The following is a 22,782-nucleotide window of genomic DNA, read 5'->3' as shown; positions in this document are numbered from 1 at the left end:
TGGCGCCAATCGGGTATTTCCGCTGGTAGAGGCAGCGCTGGCGTAAGCCGACCGGCAGGGCGACCGGTAGGTCGCTGGTTGTCCCTGATGAGCCGCATCATGAGCGTTTCCTCCGCGCCCCGATGGGCGTTTCGGGGGCTACGTCACCGCCTTGCCAGCGGGCCAGGATGGCCGCGTCCAGCTCAGACGGGTCGACGCCGAACCGCATCGCGCTGGCGTGCCGAAGGAGATTGGGATCGGTCGTCGGCGGGCGGAGGGGCGGCGTGGCAACCTCGAACGCGCTACTCGGAGCGCCGTTAATCAGCACGCGGGCGACGGCGTGGAAGGCCGGGAGTCGTTCCAGGCTTTCGGCGGTTACGACGCCGCCCAGCACCTTGGCGAGAGCACGGGCATCGCCCTCAGCCGGTTGAAACACCACTTTTGTTCTCGCGTTTGAAAGGGCAGCCTCGCGCAAGTCGGTGCTGAGCTGGCCGAGGTGCTGATTTGCCAAGGTGAACGGTGCGCGAGCGCCCCGCGTGCGTGCCAGCACGTCGGCAAAGTCGAGGCCTGCTACCAGCGTCTGCCACTCGTCCACGATGACCGGCACCGGGCGGCGTTCCCGCTCCGGCCGCATCGTCTGTCGCTGAATGGCTTCCCAGAGCTGACCCAGCAGCAGCGCTCCAACAATTTTACTTGTCTCAAAGCCGATGGCACCGGCGTTGAGGTTTACCAGCAGGATGGTCGGGCGCTCGAATAACTGGTCGATAGTGAAGCGCGGGGCAGCCTGACCCAACAGACGCCGGACAGCCGGACGGCTGGAGAAGACCCTTACCTTGTTGGCGATCGGCGCCACTACTTGGGCGCGCTCACCGTCGCTGAGTCCGTCGAACCAGGCCACCCACGGCGAGATCACCAACGGGTCTCCCACCTTGCCCACCGCCCAGCGCCGGAACGTCGGGTTGGTCAGGATCGGGAGAACGTCAGTCAAGGTTCCGTCCGGCAGCCTGGCGGCCATGATGAGACTGTGCATTAGCACATCGGCGCTTCTGGGGCCGATGGCCGTGCCGAACAGCTCACGGAACAGGTGGAGCAGCGAGTCCGCCCGCCGTTCGGCGTCGTCACGCGACCCCGCCAGCGGGTTGAACCCCACCACGGGCAAGGTGGCGTCGGCTCCGGGGTCGATCACGACGACGTCGGCGTGATGCTGGGAATCCAGCCTGGAGAGCACATCCGTGGTCAGGTCTCCTTTGGGCTCTATGGCAACGACGCTGCGCCCGTTCGCTGCTTCGGCGAGGATCCAGGTTGCGAGCAACGTCGACTTGCCCACGCCCGAAGGTCCGATCACCAGGGAATTTGCGGCGTAGCTGGACAGTGGCATAACGACCCGCTTTCCTCGCGTGGCCGGATGGGTGCTGATGCCTGCGAGGCGTCCCGCGGTGGCCGGCGCGGCCGAGGTTGCGGCAGCCAGGAGCGTGGCTGGCGGTGGCTCGAAGCCGCTCGGCAGATCCGGCGCATCGAGGCCGGAGATGTTCCAGCCGATTAGCGAGGCGAGCTCGGCGGCATTGAGCGTCCCCGACCATGTCCGGGCACGTCCCATGACCTGGATCAGCTGGACGGCCGTGCGGGAAGATTGCTGCGAGGCGGTCAGCCGTGCCTGTGCGCCGTTCACCAGCGACAAGCTGGAGAGCACCGGCCGGAGCAAGCCACCAGCCCAGCGGGGATCGGCGGATACTGCGCCGATGCGGCCGCGGACGCCCATGAGCGGCTCGGTGAGCTTCTGCTTGAAGGCGGTTCGCTCGCCGGAGTCCGGCTCGCGGGGTGTGGTGAAACCGAGCAGATCGAGCGGCGTTTGCTGGACGGGTAGCCGCTGATAGCGGTGGCTAGGACCGGCCACGAATTGCACACAGACGGCCTCCCCTTTGCGCAGACCGTCGCGGGCATGCAACAGTCCGGCCGTCACCCCTTGGGCGGTATCCAGCCGCAAGGGGTAGGTCAGGCTGGTGAAGCGAATGTCCCTGGCCGTGACCGGTTGCGGCCGTTCCGGTTCGTCGACGGGCGTGAGCACCAGCCCTGGCAGCTGTGCGATGAGTTCGTCGGGCAGCGTGCGGGCGATTGACACTTCGATCCCGACCAGCCAGCGGACGCGGTCGGGGTGAAGCCACAGCTCGAACACGACGATCGGTTGCAGTCGGCGGAGCCCGTAGTGCGGCCGGTTGGCCAGCACGCGTATTAGCGCGGTCACCTCCGGCAGCGACGTGTCGCGGGGGATCGCAGCCTCAAACCAACGAAGTTCACGCATGAGGCTCCTCCTTCGCAGGCGTGGCTGTTGCCTCAAGGATTGGTGCTGGGTTGGTCGTAGCGGGAGACGGCTTTGGTGCCAGCTGCCGGGCAAGAGCAATGCATGCCCGAGCCAGCTGGCGAATGGTAGGGTGCGCCCTCTCCTGCGCGTTAACGTTGACGGTTTGTTCCGGTGGCTCGGACATGAAAAAACCTCCCTTCGATATGACTCGAAACGAGGAGATGCAGGCACAACAAATACATGCCACACTTGACATTTAAGTGCAGTAAGCATGTAATGGAGGTATGCATCCCGAACGATTCGAGGATGTTGATGTATTGAGCGAGCTAGCGCCTCATGCGTGTGCACACAAGTTGCAGGTTCTGAACAACCTGCCGTGCATGGCGCATCAGCGTAACCCGCTCTTTAATTATGGGGAAACTGCTTGAGGTCTACAAGTATCTTTCTCTTTTATACAACACCGATAGGTAGGCTCTCACCTCTGGTTTGGCGCCAACGGAAAGTTTTTCGCGCCACTCATTGTGGAGCTGAATTTCGAGCTCCCGGTACTCTTCTTCGCGGTCGGTACGGTCTAACTCTTCGTCCACGAGGAGTAGTTGCTTGCGGGTTCTTCGGGACATATTTCTCCTATCTGCGGAATTAAAATATGGCGTGGAGTAGTTAGAAGACGAGCGGCCTACCGTCGGAACCTGCCGACGCTGACGGCGTAGATGACGACTAGCGCTACTCCGGCGGTGAGCCACGGGACGAGGGGCGCGAGCAGTTCGTACGACGCCCGCGCCGCCACCGCCACGCCGAACACCATCAAGAGGCCGCCGATGGCCTTCTGGCGCCAACCTTGAGGGCTGCCGCTGTTCACGATGTAGTGTCAAACGTCTGCCAAAATCGCCGTTGGAGCGCATGTGTGAGGCGAGCGGCGTCGGCTTCCTCTTCCCCGTTCATCATGTCGGTGACAGAGATGGCGTCGGCTACACGCAACGTAATCTGCATCGGGGTTGGGCTAATGCCGTAGCTTTGGAGGACGAGCGAGCGTAAGAGTTGCCCTGGCGAGAAGTCGTCAAATCGGAACAGCGCCACGGCAACACTATCTCTGCAAAATTTAGGTATGCGTAGCATGACGTTGGAAACCCCTGATCGCCACGGGCGGTAAAACCCGTCTACTACCCCACCTGCTGGAAAGACGGTCACAGCGCGACCGCCAGCAAGTAGTTCTGCGGCCTTTTGCAGTGTGCTGTTATTGAGCTTGTCCGCTTCCAGTACGGTTGGCAGTCGGTTGGCGCGAGCAATGCGCCAACCTAGATCTCGATTCCAGATTTGCGACGAGCTTCGAGTAAGAGTTTTTGGAATGACGGGCAGAATCGGCGTGTCCGCGCCACATGCACTCGACAGGAGGCGTGCGGTCAGTGAATACGGCTTTGCGACGACATGGAAATCATGTCGGCTCAATTGGCCGAAAAGTGAAAACAGTGGCGCAACTTCGGCGCCCAAGCGGTGGTCGCCTGCAAGCAGCACGCCATGGCCGGGAGCGCGCCATGGTGCCATGTCGCCCTTGACGATGATCCGAATATGGGCGCGCTGAAAAATTTCATGTACGGCAGCGGCACAACTCCCCGTTGATACGGTGAGTTGACGTGCCTGTCGCATTGCGGCTAGTTGAGGGAAAGCGCGCCTTGCTGAGGTATAATTATTGTGATGGGTAATCACTACGTTAAACCACACCTTCTCATCATTCCCGGCCTTGGCGACCGGGTGTGGCTGTATCGGACAGTCGTGCCGTTATGGCAAAATTTTGGGTATGAAGTATCGCTTCACGCATTCGGATGGAATGGCGAATTAGGTAAATTGGCTGAGCGTCAGGAACTACTTCTCAAGCATGTCGATGCGCTTCGCGGTCAGAAGCTCTACGTGATCGGCGCCAGTGCAGGCGGTGTGGCCGCGGTGAACCTCTTGGCGGAACGCCCCGAGATCGAGCACGTCGTCACCGTTGCGAGTCCTCTGCTGCCGAAGGACATCGCCACCAAGGAGCTACTTGTCGGATCGTTCAGGCAGGCGGCGGCCTTCCTGGATCGGAGCGATGAGCCGACCAGACGCAAGCTGGTCTCCGTCCACGGCCGCTACGACAACCGCGTTCCGAGTGAGCTCAGCAAGCGACCCGGCATCCACGCCGTTGAACTGCCTACGTACGGTCACGGTGCGACTATCGTTTCCGCACTTACTGTCAACAGCGCCGTACTGAGGGAGTACCTGGGGTAGAACCGGCCAAGCTGCCCGGCCGGTTCTACCCCGACACTTGGCGTCTACTACCGCCGACGGCGGTCGCCGTCGTATTCGGCTCGCCGCATCGCCTCGCGGGCGCTGAAGAAGACCGAATTCACCCGCCGCGTGTTCTCCATCGCCGTCCACTCGGCGTCGAGCATCTGGCGCTTGGTCTCAATCTCGTCGGACAGTTCTTCCCTTGCGATCATGTAGCCGAACCAAACCAGGCCGGCCAGGAACACCAGCCCGAGCAGTACGAGTATCACGTTGATCATCAGGACCGCCCCGTCTCGGCGACGATGTACGCCAGGCTGGCGGTAGCCGTATCGACGATGGCCTTGTACCGCGCGTCCCCGAGCGGGTTGCGCTGAAGTGCCATCGCCTCCATGTCGGTGAGACCTTCCACAGCGCGAAGTGCACTGTGAGCGACATACTCGACACTCTGGGTACGTGCCGCCTGGACGACGGCTCGCCCCTGAACGAGGTCGACCTCACCGCGGACGGCTCGTTCAAGACGGGTTGGCAGGTTGCGAGCGCTGGCGCGGTCGAGGTCGCTACTTGGTGTGTAGCGTCCAGGTGTAAATGACATTCTCAGTACCTCCTATTGTTCAACACGTATTTTTGAGAGACTTGTGTCCTGATTTCGGCACTTTCACTATGTAGTTCAGAAGCAGCGGACTAACAAGCTGAACGTTAGGACGGCTCCTATAGGCACGCCATGGGTTCCTAGTCGGGGTTGCCACTCATCGTGAGACCCGTACTTGACTGCCAATCCCGAGTGGCAAACCCTTGACACGTTTACGCAGCTCAAGGCATACGTGCGTGCCTGCTGAAGGGCTTGTCAAGATCGACTTCAGCGTGCATAGTTGATCTTGTAAACAAGGAACCACTATGGAACACGAAGGCATGCGAACACCGGAAATAAACAAAGAGCGTCCAATGGACGTGTTCAACCTGGGGAAGCTCACCATTGAGCAGATAACAGTCCTGATTAGCGCCCTAGGGGCGGCATACGATGCCGATCAAAGAAAACCAACCGGGCGGCCGATGGATACCGCCGAAGAGGCCATGATCGACATCCTGGGCAGTGATCTGACGCGGCTGGCCGAACAGGAGCCGGACAGGGCGCAGGAACTATTTCTGCAGCTGGCCAGAGTTGATGACGAATGGACCAAGACTTTTGTCATAAACACGTGGCCACAACCGCTCATGCGGCACTACGCGATCGATGATCCGAAGCGCCAGGAGGTCATCGACCAGTGGGTGCAGCTACTTGACGACGACAATTTTGAAGTCCAGGGCACCGCCAGGGATGCCATGCAGGAGGTCGTGGGTGCCGACTGGATCGATGCGCCGACAGCGAGCTACCTTGACAGCAAGCTACCTGGGGACTGGCAGGCTGACGCATGGAAGGGGTGGTCAGAGTCTTAAACTCCATCCGTAGGCTTTAACCTCATGTCTCGACGGCACGGTCGAATGCGGGCATACTTACTCGATGGAGCTGGCCGAGCACACGGTTACAAGAGAGCTTGACGACGTCGCCCGGCGCGTCGCCAGCCGTGCCTTCTGGAAGTATGAAAAACAGCATCCGCTGAAGATTCCGCAACTGCGCTTCCTTGCCACCCGCCACTTCGAAGAGGTGTGGCAGCGTGATCCGACGGCGGCGCTTGAACTCGTGCTGCGCCGGGGCATCGGCCGAATGCACGGATCCCGTAAGAGAATCCCAGATCAACAGGCCGCCTTGTTGCTCTTCAACCTTGACGGGGCGCCGCTGTACAAAAAAATCAAGCCGCTCGTCTACGGTAATTCGGGACACTGGTACTCGGAGATTGTGGAGCGCCTCACGAAGGTCGTCAGAATCGATGAACCGACACCGCGGAAATATCGGCGCTACATTGCAGAACTGCGGCAAGAGCTGGCCAGCATCCTGGTTGATCCCGACTTCCCTTTCGATGCGACGGCGGCCGAGTCAACGAGCGTGGCGAGTCAGATCGTGGTCACGCAATCCGTGCTCGTCGACAAGTTCATCCCCCGCCCGGCGTACGAACAGACCATCAGGGCGCTGCGTGATTCTGGCGAACGGCTATTTTGGCTCCATGGTGACGCCGGGACGGGAAAAACCCGACTGGCGCGCGCTGTCAACAATGACAACATCGACGAGATAGCCGTTCCCGTCCTGTTTGCGGGTGATAATCGGCAGCTTGAGCATCAGGTCGGAGAGCTGCTTGTCCAGTACGGCTGCGTCACCCCTGAGGTAATCAACCCGGCCAACCTGTGGCCGATCTTCCTGAGCGCGCTCCGCGACAATCGTCTACCGTCAGCCATCGTCTTTGACATGATGCCAGACAGTGAGCTGCTCGATCGACTAATCGTTGAAACAGACACTGTGTTGATTTTTACCAGCGTCATTCTGCCGCCTCCACGTTACGCGGGCAAGCGGATAGAAGTAAGCGAAATGGATCGATCAGAAGCGGAAGCAATGCTCCGTTCGCGCCTTCCTGCTGTCACTGAATACGAGATAAATCAGCTCATCACGACGCACGGAGGCCGGCCGCTCGCACTCGAACACAGTTGCGCGTATATAGGTGAGACCGGTATGCCGATCGACTACTACTGCCAAGCGGTCGAACGTAGCCCGGTGGACACACTGGGGCTCGCGGAAAACCGATACGAACGAACGCTTACAGGGGCCTACCGTCTCACTGTTGAAGCGCTCGGCGATTCGTCGATTAGCCTACGAATGTTAGATTGCGTGCTCTTTAGTGAGCCGGGCGCTCTTACTATTGATATGCTCGCGATGTTGAGTGCTAACGAGGTCTTTGTGCCGGAGACTCTTGAGGTCGAATCTTTCGAATCGTCTCTGGTTGGTTCCATTGGCAGTTTGCGTCTTCTGGAACAGGAATCGAATCGTCCTGGTGTGGCATGGGTCAGTCCCATTCGGCTATCGGTGTTTGATCCTGTTGAGCTGGTTGCTTTTGCGGGAGCTGTCCAGCGCCTTGAGCAGTTCGGACTTATTCGCTTTGATGGCGAGGTGGTTTCCATGCATCAGCTTACTCGTTCAATACTTCGCTCACTGCGCGTCGAGGGAAGTGCCCGTGCCTATGAGCGCGTATTGTCGGCGGTTCACGTCCTGATGCAAGTCGATGACTGGCAGATTGGCGACGCTATTCCGGCGCACCGATTGCCTTGGGCATTTCATCTGATTTCGATTATTCCGAAAGTCGAACCTGAATTGGTGGCTCGGCGCTCGGATCTGACAAATAGCAAGACTAATCAGCTTGCGGTAGTTGTGGCGTTTGTCCTTCGGTCGGCGCTTCAGCTCGGACTTTATATGCAGGAATTTATTTTGCCTGCTTTACGCGTTTTCGTGGTCGTCCGTGACCGGGTGTTCGAATCTGTTCATGATGAGAAAATTGACAAGAAAGCACTGTTGGCAAGATTAAATGGATTTTATAGCGAGTACCTTCGCTACATCGTGGCAAAGACGGGGTTTAATTCAACTGATGAGGGGCTGATTGAACCGATTATCCATGGCCTCAATCGCGACATGGCAATTGCGTATATAAACAGATTTCGAATCGAGTGTTCTACGGAGTGGGAACTCACTCAGCACTTCGCCGATACGTCTCAACGCGTCAGTCGAAGTCAGGCCGATAACTCCTCGGTCGTTGCGTTGGACGCTGCGCTCGCAACTGCGCGTCCAGCGAGGAGTAAGCTTACCAAATCGATGGCTCAGTCAGCAGTTCAGGCATCGGTAATTCACTACGATGCGACTCGTTGGAAAGATGCTATTGGTGCCCTCGAGCATGCGTACTCCTGTTATTTGAAGATTGGTGCGGATGCGGAGTCTTTCCGTGGCGCAGTTGATTCGGCACGGCGACTTGCGTGCGTGCATCTGCGCGCCGGAAATTTGAACGATGCGTCTTTCTGGCTTCTTCGTGCTGGAGAGACATACCGTGATCGATCGAAAAGTAGTTTCGGCGGGAATAGGTCGCCATACCAGCTGGCGGACATTCTGCTTAAGGCGCAAATTTCACAGGTGCAGACACAGATAGAACTGAATGGTAGGTTAGTGGAATTTGAAAGAGACGAGGTTGAAGACCCCAATTTCCTTCAGAATTTTATTATTGAGCGCGATCCGACAAAAGGTGGTCTTCCTGGCGGACGGTCACGTCTTGACGAAGCAACAAATGATTTAGGATTGCTATACCGCTTAGACCTATTTCGACTGATTCCGGAATCGGGTATGCATAAAATCCGCTTGCTTACGCTGGCTAATGACAGCTTATCCATGAAGGAAATTGATTATCTGTCTGACTGGTTCGAGCAAAAAGGTTGGGCTTATCAGAAAGACCTGCTTTCGCTGCAGTGTTCAGTATTGTCCACTCCCGCGATCGCCCTTCTGATAGACGCTGATGACGACCTGCTGAACTTGGTGGTCGAACAAGCACCGAGCGAAATGCGGGACGATGTTCACGCAAACTTGACGCTCTCCCCGGATGAGCGAAGAACTGCATCTCAAAGAATGTATGAAGCGGCGAGAAAAATGGGAGATGTTCACAGGAATCTCTATTGGTACGCTCGTGGGTTGTGCGCATGTTTCCTGATTGCAGAGGATGCAGAACACCCGCAGGACTGGATTGACGGGCTGAGGCGGGAGCTGGAGAGTGCCGCGACGCAAATTGGACGAGCAGATTGGATTCAGAAGACGTACGGCTTTGGACGAACAAATGGCGGCACATGGCTCATGGGCTATTAGTCGATCGGCATTCTGGGATGCCGCGGCGCGCGTGCGACCATTCCATCAGGCCTTCAGTCAACTAACGTGCTCCAGTCACCTTCACTTCGATGCGAACTCCTGCTCGCCTTCCCGCCAGCTCAGCGCACATCTCATTGCTGGTCGCGGGTTTCGGGCTACTCCTCGGAAGATCGTGCAGATTCCCGCAACCGTAGCGCCGGAGTCTCATTCAGCTTGAGGATGCCGATGGCCTGCTTGCTCGGCTCGGCACCGCCTGCGACCGAATGCAGGATGCCGTTGTAGACGAGGTCCCAGATGCGTCGATCCTGCTGAAGTTCTTGGAAACTGCGACTGAAGCCCAAATCCTTGTCGAACAGCCAAAGATGGAAGGTGGTGCCACCGAAGGACGCGTCGATCCGCTTCAGCTCGTACAGATCTACCCAACCCCGCTTCCGCACTCCCCAGCGGACCCGCTCCACCAGGAGCCAGTCCGCCCCCGCCGAGTAAGTGAAGTAGCTGAACGGGCTGGTCGTCAGGACAGTGCCGACCACAATAAGAATCCACATCGGCCAGGCCGTGAACCCGGATAGGCCAGCACCGGCGGTCAGGGAGATCACGGCGACCATGAGGAGCATCCCAAGGAACCCGATCAGCACGTTCATCACCTTGCCGCCACGACTTACTTGGTACCAGGCCAGCACCGGACCTAGACCGGGCGGTGGCTCGGGTTTGCGGGACAGTCTCGTCTCACGGCGCGGGTCGTCGAACCGGTCGGTCTCCGGCCCACCCATGTAGCTCAGCCCGTGCGGCGGGAACGGCTGTCCGGTGTGGGGGTCAGGTCGGGGTGGTAGCTGGTCACCGCTGTACGGGTTGTCTGCGTTTCGCGACGGGTCCGTCACCGTGTTGGCCTTTCGCTGTTAATGGGGCACCAGCCAGTCCACGACCGCCTGGCCGCCGATCGCTCCAGCGATCCCGCCGGCCGTGCCGACCACGAACGAGCCGACCGGGCCGAGTGGCGAACCGTAGATTGCTCCGGCGGCCGCGCTGGCACCCGCCGCACCGAGTATCCCACCACCGATGACACCGCCGGTACTGGCCGCGGCATGCGCCCAGGTCTGCTCACCCTTGTAGGCCCCGAAAGCCTCGGTGCCTATCGTGAGCAGGCTCCCGACGTAGGGCAGACCCTTGAGGAGTTTTTGCCCAGCTTGCAGTTCAATGCCCGCGTCGGCGGGGAGCATTGCATACTTCCCTTTGCCAGGGTAGGCCGAGATGAGGTCCCGCACGCCCTGCGGGACGGTGGCAACGTACTTGCCGTACTCCTGCGCACGAGCTTCGTAGCCGAATTTGTTGCCGCGCGAATTGTCCGCAGCCCACTGCAGGAGTCCCTTGTCGTCGGCGCTCAAGGTGGTCAGCGCGCCGTTGGCCCACCCCTCGAAGAACTGGGCGTTGGTTTCAGCCCTGCCTGCCTTGAGCAGGTTCTCCATGCGCGGGTTCTCGAAGCTCTTGATGTACCCGTTGACACGCGAGATGGTGGTGTTGCCCAGCTTGTAGGCGTTGATCTGTGGCCCCTCAGGGGGTGGCTGGAGCGCCTGTTGGAGGGCGTCGTGGGCGTTGCCTTCGGTGGTGCGGGCCGCGTCGACGATCGCTTTGCAGGTGTTGTAGACGGCGATCTTGGCGTTGTAGTCGGCCACCAGGCCGTTGTAGACCTTGATGTCGCCCTGGTAGGTCCCGACGATCCCGACGACGTTGTTCGCCATACAGACCTTGGCCGGGGTACCCGGCTGCGGCATCGCCACGGGATCAGGCTCAACGATAAAGGGGCCCTGAACTGCGAGCTTTCCGGCGGCGGCCTTGGTGAGGGCGTCCTGCATCTGCGCGACCACCGCGTCCAGCGACGACGCGAAGTCGCGCAGTCCGCGTTCGGTGTTGGATGCCCAGGTCGCCATCTCGTCGGACACCACATCGACATGGTTGATCGCGTCCGCGAAGGCCTGACTTGCTGGTCCTTGCCATCCGGCTTCGGCTGTGGTGTTGGCGCTGCGGACACAGCCTGCGGCGTGGTGGCCGGCGTCGGCCACGGTGTGCAGCCAATCGGCGGCAGCGATGCAGGTGCCGGAGCTGCCGTTGACGGTGGTGTTGAGTGCCTGTCCCATGTCGCCCCGTTATCCGTGGACGCCGTCTTGAAGACGGCTGTCCGGGGTGTCGTTGTCCGCGTTGAGCTTCATCTGTCCGGCGTTGCTGTTCTCGATATCGTCGTAAGACCCGTTCGCGGAGTGCACTCGGCTCGCTGTTCCGCCCATGGCTCCAGCTGCGGCAGTGGCCATCTGGATGATGTCGGACAGGACCGTGCCGACAGCGGCGGACGAGGCCCCGGCGTCGACGGCGTTCACCGCGCGGGAAGCGACGTTGTCGAGTGCTTGCGCACCGTCGTTGAGCTGCCCGGCAAGGGAATTGAGTGCTCCGGCCGTGTAGCTGTAGCCGCCGCCTTCGCCGTATGGGCCGGTCATTGGTTCCCTCCAGTTAGTGAGCGTCGGTTCCAGTCGTGCACAGGCCCGGCGTGCCGCGACTCTTCAGCCAGCACGGGGTTGATCAGTACGCCGCGCGCGCCGGATTCGTCGACGATCTCCTCGATGTCGTCGACGCGGATCGCGACCCACGGCTGGAACTCGCCGCACCCGGCGGCGAGCAGCTGAGCTGAGGTGTACGCCATGAGCAGAGGCCGTCCCCCGGTATCGGGTTGCAGCTCCAGCTCCACTCCGTACTGGCCTTCTTTCACCGGCCGCGACGGCACGTACAGCAGGTCGTCGTGTTCTTCGAGCGGCTCCATCGGCTCGAGCGGCGGCAGCTCTCGGCTATCCACCTCTGGATAACGGGGCGTCACGTCAACCACCGCGTCCAGCGTGATCGTGCCGACCTTCAACTCCTCGCAAAACGCGATCAGCTGGTCCCTGGTGACCTGCACCCACGGCTGCCCGGCTCCGCAGGCACCGACCAGCAGATCGATCCTGCTGTACGCGATAACGGCCTTGTCCTGGCGGGCTGTGCGTCGCACCTCGACCCCGCCCGGTTGTCCACCTTCCGGCGGCGTCACCAGCACAAACAGCAACTCGGGTAGTCGGTCGGGTGCGTCATCAAGCCGAACCAGTGCATGCCGAGCACCAGCGGCGTCCCCTCCGGTGGTCACGATCTCCCCCTAACCGCTGCGCCCCCGCGCTCGCGCTCCTTATGTCTCGTCTGCGTGTCATCCCGTGCGCTTAGTGTAGCCACGAGCCGCGACGTCGGAAGCGGTTCACGCTGGTTGTAAGCCCCGTCACCCAGGAGCAGTTGGGGGATGGATTGCGACGACGAGCCCGCGGTCGACCAACCTAGTACAGACACCGAAGGACGCTACGCCGCTGCACCCAGCGCCGCATGTAATTCAACGTGCGTTGAGCATACTGGTCAACGTGCGCGCGCAGGGTGCTCTGTCGTCGCGTAACATCGGCTGTCCGAAGCTTCCCGACGACCCTTCTTAGGGGTAAACATGCTTGCTGAGTTCGCGGTTCTGAGAATACCGCAAGCTGACGGCGAGGTGCAGAATCGCGCGATCATCGAGTGGCCATCGGCCGTTGATGACGATCAATGGATCTCGTGTGGCGAAGTCGGATTCAGCATAACTGACGGACTCGTCCGCGAAGCTCGCATATCCACCAACAGTCAGTTTGAATTGGAAGTTTCGGAAGAATATCCTGGTGATAATGAGGCGCATCAAGTTGAACTAGAAGCGCTTATCCATGTTGTCGCCTACTACATGCAAGGGGTTCCTGGTATAACTCTGGCGCCGACCGTGACGATCAGTACCTCTAAACCTGACTTGACCGCAACCTTCTATCCTGATGATTCACATATCGAGTTTGAGTCGAAAGATATGCGATCGTGAGCAGGGACAGAAAACTGGCCGCCTACGACGACGAGCAAGCGTCTCTGGTGCTCTCGGAGGGGTATGAGACTGTTCAACGCGGGTACATATCAGGACCCGAAGATCTGTATCCTGATATTCAAATAGTAAAGCAGACCGCGTACGCCAGAACCCCGATCCCTCTGGCATTTCTCATCTTTCTGTACGATAAGACAGTCGTCTATGTTCCATCCGCCCCGCAGAAAGCGCTAGAGCAGCGCTGGGGCCTTTCGCTCGACACGGTTGTCGAATTAGCTCGTGCGGGTATCGTTCAGCCAATTATCGGTCGAGCGATTGACTATGGTAGGCCGCATTTTGAACCACTTCTTGAGACCCAGCCGCCAGCTTTGTATCCAAGAGGCGCCGCACTGCTCGAACGACTAAATCTCGGGGATACGCTTATTGAGGCTCATTGCCCGCTTCCCGTTGCAGAGATGGCGGCATGGCAACCATTGCGTACGAAGTATTCTGCATACCACCCCGAACTGTCACGTGATGATCTTACCAATCGAATCAAACGGGAAATTCTTATTAACTACGCGGACCTGTGGATCTTCGGCGAGGGCGAGATTGCCGACTCATTTTCAGGACTGGCCAGCGCTGGCGACATAGCTCAACGACTGTTTTTGGCTAACGAGATTCGAACGTATCCGACGTTGTTTGGCTTGGGTGGAACCGCAAACTACGACCGACAGTTCTTTGCAAACGAGGCGAGCATCTTCGCTGGACTCGACTTTGCTCGCGATAAGACTATGGTTCGCGTTATACCCGACACCTTGCCCCTCCTCTTGAATGGGCTTGGATTTAAGGTTAGGACCATGGATGCTAGTGCCATCATTGACTTCCATCAATCTGGCCATAGCGTAAGACTGCGCAGGGCTATGAGCTATTTTGAGTCTAAAGCGAACAAGGTCAGCAAGGCATCTAAAGCGTCCCACCTTGGTCATCGGGAAATGCTAGATCGCGCGTCCGATCTTCAAAAAGAGATTTCTGTCGCCGCGAAAGAGTTGTCGTCCGCGCAGTTTGTAAGGAAAGCTCGAAGAGTTGAAAGTTCGATCCAAGTGATGTTGAAGGTTGGTAGCCCGGCCCTGGGAGGGTGGCTGGGTCACATTGCAGGCGCGTCGGTTCTTGAAGGAATTGGTGGCGCATCCGTCTTAAAGCAAATATTTGTGGACCCAAAGAAAGACAAGTTGGTAGACATGATACTAGCTGCGCGATTTAACCCAGGCTTGGCCAATCTTTGGAGAATTACTTCCAAGCGGAATGCAGATTAAGATTCTCGTGGTACTAAATCCAACTGACAGTATGGAACTTGAATGGTGAAAATTGTTGCCGTTGTCGGAACTAATGCGTCCGGCAAGAGTAGTCTTGGTGTTGATCTGGCAGAGCGCTTCAATGGCCAGGTGATATCGGCAGATTCGCGACAGGTTTACCGTCGTTTAGATCTGGGGTCCGGCAAGCTGACAGAAGCTGAAATGCGCGGAATCCCACATCATCTGATCGATGTCGTTGATCTAGACGTGACTTTCTCTTTGGCGGACTATCAAAGGTTGGCGTACCAAACAATCGATGATGTCCAAGCCGAAGGGTCTACCCCATTTCTTGTAGGGGGCACCGGCCTGTATGTAACTGCGGTTACGCAAGGATACAGGCTGCTAGACGTAGCTCCGAACCCTGCGCTGCGGGCTGAGTTAGAGGGGATGAGTGAAAGCGACCTTTGGGAGCGACTTTCAGCAGTTGACCCTAAGGCTACTGAGCTTATAGACCGACGCAACACAAGGCGGATAGTTAGAGCATTGGAGCTTAGCGCAGGCGGGGTTCGCTACTCCGAGCAATACGCACCTGAACCGCGATACACTGTACTGGCATTGGGTCTTACGTGGCCGCCCGAAGTGCTACGGGAACGCATTTACGCGCGACTGACCAGACGTATGACGGAAGGCATGGTTGAGGAGGCCGTGGACCTCCTTGATTCCGGTGTAAGCCCAGCCACGTTGGATTCGCTAGGGCTTGAGTACAGACACTTGCTGCGGTACATACAAGGTGTTTACAAGAGCGAGGACGAGCTGGTTAAAAACTTGGCTACCAACATCTATCAATTTTCACGAAAGCAACTCATCTGGTTCCGACGCGATTCGAATATTCATTGGCTGGATTCTTCTGGCGACTACATGGCAGAGGCGAGCACACTGATTAGTGAGTACTTGGAGAGGTAGAATTGGCTTCAAGTATTGCCGGTATGTCGCGGAGGTTAGGTACGATCATCCAGGCCGCGCGCTGCAAGTCAGGAATTGGATTTGTGGAGACGAGAATTCCTCGGCGTGTCTCTTTGAAGATATTGAGGTCGTTTTCACCGTCGCCAACAACGACAGTATCGGTCGTATCGACCTGGACATGAGCACATAATTCTCTGAGCTGTTCAAGTTTAACTACACTTTGGTCCGGACGGTATTTAAGTCCCACGAGCTGGTCTTGTTCATCGAATAGGAGTCGGCCATTAGCGAACCAGTCCTGAATGCCCAGATGAGCGGCCACGGCGCTAACGTATCGATCCATTGAACCAGAGATGAGACATGTGCGGTACCCGTTCAGCGCTAACCACTCTACGAGCAACCTCGCTTCCGTTTTCAATGGCATTTCCCGGAACGTGCGATCGACAAAATCGCGATTTGCCTTTCCCGTATGTTGCCATAATCTGACGAGCCGCCGATTAGCTTCGTCTAGTTCAATTTTATGATCAATCAGACTTTTATGTAATTCTAAGTGATCTTCAGTCGAAGCGCCCAATGCACGCGTAAGCTCGGTCCATGAATTATGGACCGTTAGCGTGTGGTCAACATCTAGAATTATCACCTTTTCCCTCGTCATCGTCACGACTATTTTACCTCACATGAATTGAAATCGCAAACATTGCCCAATTGACCACTGCAACTGTTGTTCATGAATCTCCCGGTAGGTCTTTAAGGCAAATTGTTCGGTGAGTTAATTGCCGTCGTTGTGAATTCGGCACACGCTGTGGAACTCCTGCAAGCCGGTTTCGATGTCTTCTAGTTCCAATTCAACAGTAAAGACCACCACTGAGCCTGGCTCATGAAGCCATGCCCCACTGAAGAAACGGTCGGCATGGTGAGACTAGAGAACGTGATGACATAGGCCATTGGGGCGTCATTCAGGGAACGATCAGTCGAGCCGCTTCAACCCGTCCAGTACCTGCCGGATAACCTCGGTGTCCGGTGGCTGCAATGGCATCCGTTGCCGGGGGTACGGGCTGGGTTTGCGGCCGACGTATGGCTGCTCGTCAACCGGCAGCATTGGTAGGACTTCGGTCACTTCGGGATCTCCTGTTGGCCAGGCCGTTGCTTCGTCGGCGCGTTCCTGCTCCACCCGCGCCACGATCGCCGACACTGACCAGTCCGGCTGTTGGTGGACAATGAGGCGGCGCTGCCGTCGTTGCCGGAGCCAGTCGGAGACGGCCCAGTGAACGAGGAGCAACAGCGGCCCCCCGATAACCACTACGGCGCAGACCGCCCAGCCGTTCACCGGTCCGGAGGGTCGTCACCGTCGTTGGACTCCAACACCAGCCAATCCGGAACGGACGAGCTGTCAATGGTGCCGGTCAGGCGCATGTGTTCGTCGCCCTCGTCGCGTAGGGCGTGCCGGGGCTCGGACGGGCTGTCGTCGGCGTGCCTGTGTAGCAAGTTGCCCAGCTCAATGAGTAGCCCGGCGAATTCGCGCTGCTTGGCGACAGGCAAGGTTCCGGCCAGCAAGCTGGTAGCCACCGTGGGCACATGCAGGTTGACCGAATGCAATGCGTTGACCAGCTCGCCCGTCTGCTGCTTCACGCGGTCACCTCGGCGAGCTCGTCAGCCAGGATGCGCAACGTGGAGGCGGTACGGCGGATTTCTGAGCTCAGCTGCTTGGCCACCGCGGCCGAGCCGGAGAGGTGCGAGCCCTCGACCACTAACGCGCCGGCGCTCTGCGGCAGTCGCAGCACATCCAGCAGCCCGGTGAAGCCGGGACGGATGAGCGCCGTTCCGGCAACGCCGTGGTCGCGGAAGACCGTGCCGAGGCGCAGTCCGATGGCCGAGCTCCACCAGGTCAGGAGGTCGGCGCACGCATCCACGTACGCCGGTTGCACCGTGTTGGTGCGGACGTAGCCGTAGACCATCTCGGCGCTGGTCGGGGGGTCGACCAAGGGCAGCTGGAGCAGCTTGCTCGCGAGAACCTGAAGCTGTGGGAAGGCGTCAGAGGTCATCGCCGTAGTCCCTTTCACGACGCGCGGGCCCGGTACGCCGCATGGCGGTGTCCACTTCTTTGAGTAGCCGCCAGATGGTGTGCATAGCCAGCCCGTGTTCGGCGGCCAGACTGGTCGTCGTCGCTCCGGCTTCGTAGGCAGCTTTCAGTTTGATAGCGAGCGCTCGGCGAGCCGCACTGTTAACGAGCGGTGGACGCGTGACCTGTGGGTTCCCGACCTTGTGGGTCGTGTCCGGCGCGCTCATGCGACGGTCTCTGCCAGCTCGACGGCTTCGGCATGGGCGTCGAACTCCAGCCGCTGCAACAGGCTGTTTTGCAGCAGCGGGCTGCGAGCCAAGTGCCGGTACGTCGGGATGACGACGTGGTGCGCATCGGCACGCTGCAGTTCCTCGACCAGCTCCTCAAAGGCATCGTGCACGCCGCAGACGAACTCGTAGAAGATGGCCGCCAAGCACCAGCCCTGGCGCTCACTGAAGCGCTGCATTTCCAGCTCCATCCGACGCACTTTGGCGTCGGGAATGTCGCAGGGCACGCGCATGTAGCCGTAGGCCAGCGGCCGGAGCGCCAGCAGCGGCGATAGGTCGTCCTCGGTGTCGTCCCCTACCCGCATGCGGCTGTCGATGAGCGCGGTCATGGCGGAGTCCCTCTCACAAGTCGGTGGTGACGGTCGACCTGGTGGCGGCTATGCCGCAGCACCACCAGGCCGACCGCTTCGGGGTGGTCACGGGCCGTTCCGCACTGTCCCGGCAGCGGGGTTTCGCCCCGTGCCGCGCCGCAACCGCCCGTCCCACTGGAACGTACACTAGGAATCCTGGTTACGAAAGGAACGACGCTAGGATTCCCGGTAGGGTTACGCGATATGGGCGACAAGATCCGTAAGCGTCGGGTAAGGCAGACTTATCGTGTGCAAGACGATCCAGGACCAGCGCTCCAGCGCATCATGCTGGGCGAAGACCTCCGTGAGCTGCGTGAAGCCGCTGGTCTGAGCTCAGATGATGCTGCCGTTGCGCTCGGTTGGTATCGCGCCAAGGTGAGCAAGGTTGAGACCGGTTCGGCCAAGCTCACCGACCCCGAAGTCGAGAAGCTGATCGAGACCTACGCCATCGGCGAAGACCGCGCCAACCAGCTGCGACGGCTGGCCAAGGATGCACGGCGACGCTTGCCAGCGACCCGGGTGCCGGACTGGGCGGCCAAGTACGTCACGCTGCAAGCGACAGCGGCCGACATAAAGCTGTGGTTCGGCGACTTCGTGCCGGGTTCGCTCCAGACCAAGGCCTACGCCCGGGCGGTGCTGGGCGCTTCGGTGATCGTCTCGGCCGCGGACATCGAGCAGATGGCCGAAGACCGCGAAGCACGAGCGCAACGACTTGCCAGTGGCAAAGGTCCGTTGGTGTGGATCGTGCTGGGCGAGGAAGCACTCCGGCGCAATGTCGGTACACCTGGGGTGTTGCTGGAGCAGTTGCGCTATCTGCGCAAAATTGCCGAACTGCCGAACGTCACGTTGCAAGTGCTGCCGCTGTCTGCCGGAGCGCATCCGGCGCTCGGGATGTCGTTCACCATCCTGGAACTGGGGCAGCAGCAGCGCACGATCGTTTACATGGAGAGCCTGACCGGCTCGGATTACCTTCCCAAGGCGAACCAAGTTCGTATCTACAGCTTGGTGTTTGGCCGCCTCCAGGCTGCCGCCCACAACCGTGAGGATTCATGGACCCTTTTGGATGACTTGATTCATGAACTAGAGGAGTAGCTGATGCATGACCTACCTTGGCTCAAATCGTCGTATAGCGGTGGTGCGGAAAACTGTACCGAAGTCGCCCAGAGCCGAGAAAACGTCTACGTCCGTGACACTAAAGACCGTGACGGTGGACTCCTGGACGTGCCGGCTGCGAGCTGGCGGTCATTCCTTGAAACTGTTGGCAAGTAACGCCCATTGGCAGCCAGAAGGCCATCTTACGCGGGAAAAGATGGCCTTCTGATCTGTGAGGCAGATGCCCGTATGTCGTTGTCGGTACCGATGGCACACCGACGCCCGATCAGCCGTTGGTTTTTGTGCGCTAGCTGCAGCTCTCATTCATCGTGCTGGTGAACACCGCCGTGCTCTACGGCACAAGTCGTGGGAGCGACCGCAGCGACACGAGCCAGAGAAAATCCTGTCACTACCTGATTGTGACCATGAATGCAGTAACGGTGTCGCTCGGTTCGCGACATCCAAGTACCGTCAGAATACGATCCCTGATGCCGAACGCGAGAGACAGGATGTCGCCGCGCCGCGTATTTTCGTCAGTCACGCTTCCCAGGATGAAAAGTTTGTAACACAATTCGTCGAGCAGATTCTGATACTCGGATCTGGATTGTCACCTGAGGAAGTCTTCTATAGTTCCGGCGCAGACACGGGAATTCTTCCCGGCGAAGATTTGAATCATTATCTTCGCGAGAAAGTTCGAGATTCAGATCTAGTCATTGCGATTATATCGCCAATGTACCTGGATAGCACGTATTGCCTTGCTGAGCTTGGTGCCGCATGGGTTAAGTACGGTGCACTATTCCCTGTCTTAACACCCGGGATGAAGCACACTGACCTGGATGGCATTTTAGCCAGCTTGCTAACTAGTTACATTGATGATCGTGCGACGCTTGATCAACTGCACGACCAGGTCATGAAGGCGGCCGGGCGCCACGGGAAGGCCGCGGCATGGGGGCCGCGCGCCGCACGCTGGCTTGCCAGCGTTGACGACCTCGCGAAGGATTTGAGCGTTCCTCAAATAATAGATCCAACCGAGTTTCAGGAACTCAAGGATCGACTTAAGGACACCCAAGAAGCGTTGCGCAGTTCAGAGAATGACCTTCGTGACCTTGAGCGACAGAACAAGCGCATTGTCGCCGCGAAGACCGCCGAGGAGGTGCGTGAAGCGGCGCTTCCTGAGGATGAGATTGAACGGTTCCATGTCCTTCAAAGCGCTATGATTAAAGCGTTCCGGAAAATCTCCCCCATTGTGCATGATGCAATATGGAACAAGACGCAGAATCAACTACTAGAATGGCCGCACGCCGCAAAGGACGAGGGACGCCACGACGAGGCGACCAAGGCACTGCAGCAAGGCCATTTGGTCGACACCCTTGAAGATCTGGATGCCAACTTAGAGTTTCCGGACGTTAACGAGGCGTATGCTGCAGCCAAGGCTCTTGCTGTGTTCATGAAAGAAGTGACTCCAGAGTTCGATGAATGGTTCCGGTCGGAATACAATGTTCCGGCAAATCTAGAATATAAGCACGTGTGGGATGCGATCAAGCAATAAACGGTCGAAGCTTTTCGGCGATGACATCCGTCTCGGCGATCGACGCTTCGTCTACTTCATCCCATTCGGTTCCGCCTTCGGGCAGTGTTCCGGCAACATGGAAGTGTACGTGCGGAATCGTCTGGTGCGCAGGAACTCCGTTGTTCTGCCACACGGCCAAGCCTTCGGACTGGTATGCAAGGGTGACAGCTCTTGCAGCAGAGGTCACGGAAGCCATGACGGCGGAGGCCTCATCACGGGTGAGGTCAAGCAGTGTAGGGCGGTGTTGTACTGGAATCACCAGGAGGTGGCCGGCGCCACGTTGCTCACGCGTTACGAGAGTTGCCGTCAGGGAATCCCTTGTCAGGATAGTGAACGGTCGGGCTCCCGTCAGGTAGTCGCAAAATGGGCAGCGCGCGACTTCGGGAATTTCCAGCGAAGTGTTCATGACGGCCTCAGGGATTTCAGAAACGCCTGAATCTCAAGCATGTCTAGGTTTTTAACGACGCTCCTTGTTGCGACGATGTTGAGTCGGCTCGCCACCTTCTCTTTCCGGGATGCAAACATGTACGAGAGCGCAATGAAGCGGATAGAATCTTGCGCTGGAAGGTATTGGGAGATGCGAGCCTGGCCGCCGCCGATGACAGCGATCGATATCGGTCCGCCATTTCCCTTCGTTCGCACCTCGTCCCACAGGTTGTTGAGGCTTCGCCAGACGCCGTCGACGGTGCCGCGTGCTTCGTTGAGCTTATTCATTTCAGTGTATGCGAGGCAGAAGAACAAGCGTCGGATGGCTGGTGAAATTGTGACCACGGTACCAACCGGGTACGCATCTTGCTTGCCGGGCTTGCCGTCCTCGGGTTTGAATCTGTGGTCGATCGTATGCGTGTTCAGTGCTGAAGCTAAGGCGCCGTCGAGTGCGCGAAGATCGTTGTGGTAGATGCGCGTAAGTAGCTGCGCCTGTATTCCGTTTTCGTCGATAATGTTGGGTATTTCCGTGTCAAAGGTGTCCGCCATCCCTATGACGGTGTTGCCCTCCTGGTCGAAGAGATCACCTTCAATCACATGAATCTCGGTGTTCGGCGAGTTGTAGCTTTGCATGACGGGCCTTGGCCACGATCGGTACAGGCCGTATCCGAGCGAAACGACAATAGTAACGATCGCGAGAGGGAGGCCGATCTTCGGCACCACATTTGGAAAAAGAACGTCCGTTAATCCCGCGATGACTGCGAAAAAACCTACGCAGGCCAGCGTCTGCGTGGAGAACTTTGCCCAAAATCGCTTCTTGGTGAAATCCCTTGCGATTCCAGTCTTGGTCACAGGTCGAGCTTTGTGTAGGCTTGAGCCTTGTAGCTATGAGGACCAGTCTTTGCTGAAGCGGAGTACTCGGCAGCGTAGTGCTCTAGGGCGTACTTAATAATCTTCGGTTGAAATGATACCGACTCAGTGTAGTAATCTTCGTCGAGAAAGCGCTGCGGAATGAAGTCTCTGTCGACCTCCCGGTCGCCATCCAAGTTTGCCACCACCACAGGCAAGTTCAGCTTAGAGATCACCTCAATCTCATAGAACAGAAACGACTTGCTGTCTCCCGCCTTGGATTTGCCTTTGCGGCTACCCAGGAAGACAACTTGTTTCGTGTTGGCCAATCGCAGTCGCAGACTTCGTCGAATCGTGTCGGGCTGACTGGTGTCACGCGCCTGTACAAATTCGTGGGCGTTGAAGAAGTCAAAGTCTATACCTTCGTTCTTCTTCCAGGCGGTCATGAGTCGGTAGTAGTGGATTTCTTCGCTAGCGAACGCGACGTAGGTCTTATTTCGGTAGCTCAAGGCACTCCTCTTTGAGAGGCATCGTCTGTTGAGTGTCAGGGTACTCGCGTCAACCGACGATCGTAACAGCGGTAGTTGATCGGTTAGAAACTGACTGCCCCACTAGTTAGACCACTCGAACGGGTGAAATGTTGCATATGGGCTAACGTATGCGCCGAAAGATCACGAACAAATGTAGTTCTAGTCGAAGTTCTGGACTTCTGTAACACTTCGGGCTC

Annotated in this window: 27 protein-coding genes; 9 read left to right on the top strand and 18 right to left on the bottom strand. The window is 58.3% G+C overall.

The window, feature by feature from the left end:
• Nucleotides 1-97: 97 nt before the first annotated feature.
• The 3 genes from JWQ81_RS31225 to JWQ81_RS31215 all read right to left on the bottom strand — a co-directional run bounded on the left by JWQ81_RS31225 (nucleotide 98) and on the right by JWQ81_RS31215 (nucleotide 3,922).
• Nucleotides 98-2,278, bottom strand: a complete 2,181-nt coding sequence (locus JWQ81_RS31225) for a type IV secretory system conjugative DNA transfer family protein (protein WP_297547289.1) — start codon at nucleotides 2,276-2,278, stop codon at nucleotides 98-100.
• A gap of 676 nt (nucleotides 2,279-2,954) precedes the next feature.
• Nucleotides 2,955-3,137, bottom strand: a complete 183-nt coding sequence (locus JWQ81_RS31220; RefSeq protein WP_297547288.1) for a hypothetical protein — start codon at nucleotides 3,135-3,137, stop codon at nucleotides 2,955-2,957.
• On the bottom strand, nucleotides 3,134-3,922 hold the full coding sequence (locus tag JWQ81_RS31215) for a hypothetical protein (RefSeq protein WP_297547286.1): 789 nt from the start codon (nucleotides 3,920-3,922) through the stop codon (nucleotides 3,134-3,136). The genes JWQ81_RS31220 and JWQ81_RS31215 overlap by 4 nt, the downstream gene beginning before the upstream one ends.
• A gap of 48 nt (nucleotides 3,923-3,970) precedes the next feature.
• Here JWQ81_RS31215 and JWQ81_RS31210 point away from each other — a divergent pair, with 48 nt between their 5' ends.
• Nucleotides 3,971-4,531: a hypothetical protein gene (locus JWQ81_RS31210; RefSeq protein ID WP_297547285.1), complete on the top strand. Its 561-nt coding sequence runs from the start codon at nucleotides 3,971-3,973 to the stop codon at nucleotides 4,529-4,531.
• A 47-nt stretch (nucleotides 4,532-4,578) separates the two neighbouring features.
• Here the strand turns inward: JWQ81_RS31210 and JWQ81_RS31205 are convergent, their stop codons facing one another.
• Together JWQ81_RS31205 and JWQ81_RS31200 are read right to left on the bottom strand one after the other, a co-directional pair.
• A complete protein-coding gene (locus JWQ81_RS31205) occupies nucleotides 4,579-4,809 on the bottom strand; it encodes a hypothetical protein (protein WP_297547283.1) in 231 nt (76 codons plus the stop codon).
• Entirely contained in the window at nucleotides 4,809-4,940 is a 132-nt protein-coding gene (locus tag JWQ81_RS31200; protein ID WP_297547281.1) for a hypothetical protein, read from the bottom strand. The genes JWQ81_RS31205 and JWQ81_RS31200 overlap by 1 nt, the downstream gene beginning before the upstream one ends.
• A 485-nt stretch (nucleotides 4,941-5,425) precedes the next feature.
• On the opposite strand from JWQ81_RS31200, the gene JWQ81_RS31195 reads away from it, so the two are divergent.
• Both JWQ81_RS31195 and JWQ81_RS31190 read left to right on the top strand, forming a co-directional pair.
• Nucleotides 5,426-5,965 carry a hypothetical protein gene (locus JWQ81_RS31195; protein WP_297547279.1) on the top strand — a complete coding sequence of 180 codons (540 nt, stop codon included), beginning with the start codon at nucleotides 5,426-5,428 and terminating at the stop codon, nucleotides 5,963-5,965.
• 64 nt (nucleotides 5,966-6,029) lie between these two features.
• The gene (locus tag JWQ81_RS31190; protein WP_297547277.1) at nucleotides 6,030-9,293 is read left to right on the top strand and encodes a hypothetical protein; all 3,264 of its coding nucleotides are present in this window, start codon (nucleotides 6,030-6,032) and stop codon (nucleotides 9,291-9,293) included.
• Nucleotides 9,294-9,448: 155 nt separating this feature from the next.
• On the opposite strand, the gene JWQ81_RS31185 is transcribed toward JWQ81_RS31190, so the two are convergent.
• The 4 genes from JWQ81_RS31185 to JWQ81_RS31170 all read right to left on the bottom strand — a co-directional run bounded on the left by JWQ81_RS31185 (nucleotide 9,449) and on the right by JWQ81_RS31170 (nucleotide 12,456).
• The gene (locus JWQ81_RS31185; protein WP_297547275.1) at nucleotides 9,449-9,928 is read right to left on the bottom strand and encodes a hypothetical protein; all 480 of its coding nucleotides are present in this window, start codon (nucleotides 9,926-9,928) and stop codon (nucleotides 9,449-9,451) included.
• Between the two features lie 261 nt (nucleotides 9,929-10,189).
• Complete coding sequence (locus JWQ81_RS31180; protein ID WP_297547273.1) at nucleotides 10,190-11,425, bottom strand: hypothetical protein; 1,236 nt, start codon at nucleotides 11,423-11,425, stop codon at nucleotides 10,190-10,192.
• A 9-nt stretch (nucleotides 11,426-11,434) separates the two neighbouring features.
• A complete protein-coding gene (locus JWQ81_RS31175) occupies nucleotides 11,435-11,779 on the bottom strand; it encodes a hypothetical protein (protein WP_297547271.1) in 345 nt (114 codons plus the stop codon).
• Entirely contained in the window at nucleotides 11,776-12,456 is a 681-nt protein-coding gene (locus tag JWQ81_RS31170; protein WP_297547270.1) for an SAV_915 family protein, read from the bottom strand. The genes JWQ81_RS31175 and JWQ81_RS31170 overlap by 4 nt, the downstream gene beginning before the upstream one ends.
• Before the next feature lie 339 nt (nucleotides 12,457-12,795).
• Between JWQ81_RS31170 and JWQ81_RS31165 the strand changes: the two genes are divergently transcribed.
• From JWQ81_RS31165 to miaA, 3 genes are read left to right on the top strand one after another with little or no spacing between them, the layout of a single operon-like run.
• Nucleotides 12,796-13,191, top strand: coding sequence for a hypothetical protein (locus JWQ81_RS31165; protein ID WP_297547268.1), 396 nt, complete (start codon nucleotides 12,796-12,798; stop codon nucleotides 13,189-13,191).
• Nucleotides 13,188-14,483: a hypothetical protein gene (locus JWQ81_RS31160; protein WP_297547267.1), complete on the top strand. Its 1,296-nt coding sequence runs from the start codon at nucleotides 13,188-13,190 to the stop codon at nucleotides 14,481-14,483. Before JWQ81_RS31165 ends, JWQ81_RS31160 begins: the two co-directional genes overlap by 4 nt.
• 42 nt (nucleotides 14,484-14,525) lie before the next feature.
• Nucleotides 14,526-15,425, top strand: coding sequence for a tRNA (adenosine(37)-N6)-dimethylallyltransferase MiaA (gene miaA, locus JWQ81_RS31155; protein ID WP_297547265.1), 900 nt, complete (start codon nucleotides 14,526-14,528; stop codon nucleotides 15,423-15,425).
• On the opposite strand, the gene JWQ81_RS31150 is transcribed toward miaA, so the two are convergent.
• The 6 genes from JWQ81_RS31150 to JWQ81_RS31125 form a co-directional block, all read right to left on the bottom strand.
• Nucleotides 15,403-16,077: an HAD family phosphatase gene (locus tag JWQ81_RS31150; protein ID WP_297547263.1), complete on the bottom strand. Its 675-nt coding sequence runs from the start codon at nucleotides 16,075-16,077 to the stop codon at nucleotides 15,403-15,405. The genes miaA and JWQ81_RS31150 overlap by 23 nt on opposite strands.
• Nucleotides 16,078-16,389: 312 nt before the next feature.
• Entirely contained in the window at nucleotides 16,390-16,749 is a 360-nt protein-coding gene (locus tag JWQ81_RS31145) for a hypothetical protein (RefSeq protein WP_297547262.1), read from the bottom strand.
• The gene (locus tag JWQ81_RS31140; protein ID WP_297547260.1) at nucleotides 16,746-17,051 is read right to left on the bottom strand and encodes a hypothetical protein; all 306 of its coding nucleotides are present in this window, start codon (nucleotides 17,049-17,051) and stop codon (nucleotides 16,746-16,748) included. Before JWQ81_RS31140 ends, JWQ81_RS31145 begins: the two co-directional genes overlap by 4 nt.
• Nucleotides 17,048-17,464 (bottom strand): hypothetical protein, encoded by a 417-nt coding sequence (locus JWQ81_RS31135; protein WP_297547258.1) that lies wholly within the window; start codon nucleotides 17,462-17,464, stop codon nucleotides 17,048-17,050. The genes JWQ81_RS31140 and JWQ81_RS31135 overlap by 4 nt, the downstream gene beginning before the upstream one ends.
• Nucleotides 17,454-17,708, bottom strand: coding sequence for a hypothetical protein (locus tag JWQ81_RS31130; protein ID WP_297547257.1), 255 nt, complete (start codon nucleotides 17,706-17,708; stop codon nucleotides 17,454-17,456). The genes JWQ81_RS31135 and JWQ81_RS31130 overlap by 11 nt, the downstream gene beginning before the upstream one ends.
• Nucleotides 17,705-18,097 carry a hypothetical protein gene (locus JWQ81_RS31125; RefSeq protein ID WP_297547255.1) on the bottom strand — a complete coding sequence of 131 codons (393 nt, stop codon included), beginning with the start codon at nucleotides 18,095-18,097 and terminating at the stop codon, nucleotides 17,705-17,707. Before JWQ81_RS31125 ends, JWQ81_RS31130 begins: the two co-directional genes overlap by 4 nt.
• A gap of 225 nt (nucleotides 18,098-18,322) precedes the next feature.
• On the opposite strand from JWQ81_RS31125, the gene JWQ81_RS31120 reads away from it, so the two are divergent.
• The 3 genes from JWQ81_RS31120 to JWQ81_RS31110 all read left to right on the top strand — a co-directional run bounded on the left by JWQ81_RS31120 (nucleotide 18,323) and on the right by JWQ81_RS31110 (nucleotide 20,759).
• Nucleotides 18,323-19,210 (top strand): helix-turn-helix transcriptional regulator, encoded by an 888-nt coding sequence (locus tag JWQ81_RS31120; protein WP_297547253.1) that lies wholly within the window; start codon nucleotides 18,323-18,325, stop codon nucleotides 19,208-19,210.
• Between the two features lie 3 nt (nucleotides 19,211-19,213).
• Nucleotides 19,214-19,387 carry a DUF397 domain-containing protein gene (locus JWQ81_RS31115; RefSeq protein WP_297547251.1) on the top strand — a complete coding sequence of 58 codons (174 nt, stop codon included), beginning with the start codon at nucleotides 19,214-19,216 and terminating at the stop codon, nucleotides 19,385-19,387.
• A 64-nt stretch (nucleotides 19,388-19,451) separates the two neighbouring features.
• Complete coding sequence (locus tag JWQ81_RS31110; protein ID WP_297547639.1) at nucleotides 19,452-20,759, top strand: TIR domain-containing protein; 1,308 nt, start codon at nucleotides 19,452-19,454, stop codon at nucleotides 20,757-20,759.
• Here the strand turns inward: JWQ81_RS31110 and JWQ81_RS31105 are convergent.
• Genes JWQ81_RS31105 through JWQ81_RS31095 form a run of 3 tightly spaced genes read right to left on the bottom strand, consistent with a single transcriptional unit; the run spans nucleotide 20,749 to nucleotide 22,564 of the window.
• On the bottom strand, nucleotides 20,749-21,186 hold the full coding sequence (locus JWQ81_RS31105) for an HIT family protein (RefSeq protein WP_297547249.1): 438 nt from the start codon (nucleotides 21,184-21,186) through the stop codon (nucleotides 20,749-20,751). The two genes, JWQ81_RS31110 and JWQ81_RS31105, sit on opposite strands and share 11 nt — an antisense overlap.
• Nucleotides 21,183-22,058, bottom strand: coding sequence for a macro domain-containing protein (locus tag JWQ81_RS31100; RefSeq protein WP_297547248.1), 876 nt, complete (start codon nucleotides 22,056-22,058; stop codon nucleotides 21,183-21,185). Before JWQ81_RS31100 ends, JWQ81_RS31105 begins: the two co-directional genes overlap by 4 nt.
• Entirely contained in the window at nucleotides 22,055-22,564 is a 510-nt protein-coding gene (locus tag JWQ81_RS31095) for a TIR domain-containing protein (protein WP_366942360.1), read from the bottom strand. Before JWQ81_RS31095 ends, JWQ81_RS31100 begins: the two co-directional genes overlap by 4 nt.
• Nucleotides 22,565-22,782 lie beyond the last annotated feature (218 nt).

The sequence above is a fragment of the Amycolatopsis sp. genome (assembly GCF_025464955.1).
Classification (GTDB): Bacteria; Actinomycetota; Actinomycetes; order Mycobacteriales; family Pseudonocardiaceae; genus Amycolatopsis.
The sequence above is the reverse complement of the archived record's forward strand: the minus strand, read 5'-3'. Positions and strand labels throughout refer to the sequence as shown.

Bases quoted from the DNA above. Each gene is read 5' to 3' on its own strand.
- JWQ81_RS31225 (WP_297547289.1), bottom strand. From the start codon at position 2,278: ATGCGTGAACTTCGTTGGTTTGAGGCTGCGATCCCCCGCGACACGTCG.
- JWQ81_RS31215 (WP_297547286.1), bottom strand. From the start codon at position 3,922: ATGCGACAGGCACGTCAACTCACCGTATCAACGGGGAGTTGTGCCGCT.
- JWQ81_RS31210 (WP_297547285.1), top strand. From the start codon at position 3,971: ATGGGTAATCACTACGTTAAACCACACCTTCTCATCATTCCCGGCCTT.
- JWQ81_RS31205 (WP_297547283.1), bottom strand. From the start codon at position 4,809: ATGATCAACGTGATACTCGTACTGCTCGGGCTGGTGTTCCTGGCCGGC.
- JWQ81_RS31195 (WP_297547279.1), top strand. From the start codon at position 5,426: ATGGAACACGAAGGCATGCGAACACCGGAAATAAACAAAGAGCGTCCA.
- JWQ81_RS31190 (WP_297547277.1), top strand. From the start codon at position 6,030: ATGGAGCTGGCCGAGCACACGGTTACAAGAGAGCTTGACGACGTCGCC.
- JWQ81_RS31180 (WP_297547273.1), bottom strand. From the start codon at position 11,425: ATGGGACAGGCACTCAACACCACCGTCAACGGCAGCTCCGGCACCTGC.
- JWQ81_RS31175 (WP_297547271.1), bottom strand. From the start codon at position 11,779: ATGACCGGCCCATACGGCGAAGGCGGCGGCTACAGCTACACGGCCGGA.
- JWQ81_RS31165 (WP_297547268.1), top strand. From the start codon at position 12,796: ATGCTTGCTGAGTTCGCGGTTCTGAGAATACCGCAAGCTGACGGCGAG.
- miaA (WP_297547265.1), top strand. From the start codon at position 14,526: ATGGTGAAAATTGTTGCCGTTGTCGGAACTAATGCGTCCGGCAAGAGT.
- JWQ81_RS31150 (WP_297547263.1), bottom strand. From the start codon at position 16,077: ATGACGAGGGAAAAGGTGATAATTCTAGATGTTGACCACACGCTAACG.
- JWQ81_RS31135 (WP_297547258.1), bottom strand. From the start codon at position 17,464: ATGACCTCTGACGCCTTCCCACAGCTTCAGGTTCTCGCGAGCAAGCTG.
- JWQ81_RS31130 (WP_297547257.1), bottom strand. From the start codon at position 17,708: ATGAGCGCGCCGGACACGACCCACAAGGTCGGGAACCCACAGGTCACG.
- JWQ81_RS31125 (WP_297547255.1), bottom strand. From the start codon at position 18,097: ATGACCGCGCTCATCGACAGCCGCATGCGGGTAGGGGACGACACCGAG.
- JWQ81_RS31120 (WP_297547253.1), top strand. From the start codon at position 18,323: ATGGGCGACAAGATCCGTAAGCGTCGGGTAAGGCAGACTTATCGTGTG.
- JWQ81_RS31115 (WP_297547251.1), top strand. From the start codon at position 19,214: ATGCATGACCTACCTTGGCTCAAATCGTCGTATAGCGGTGGTGCGGAA.
- JWQ81_RS31110 (WP_297547639.1), top strand. From the start codon at position 19,452: ATGCCCGTATGTCGTTGTCGGTACCGATGGCACACCGACGCCCGATCA.
- JWQ81_RS31105 (WP_297547249.1), bottom strand. From the start codon at position 21,186: ATGAACACTTCGCTGGAAATTCCCGAAGTCGCGCGCTGCCCATTTTGC.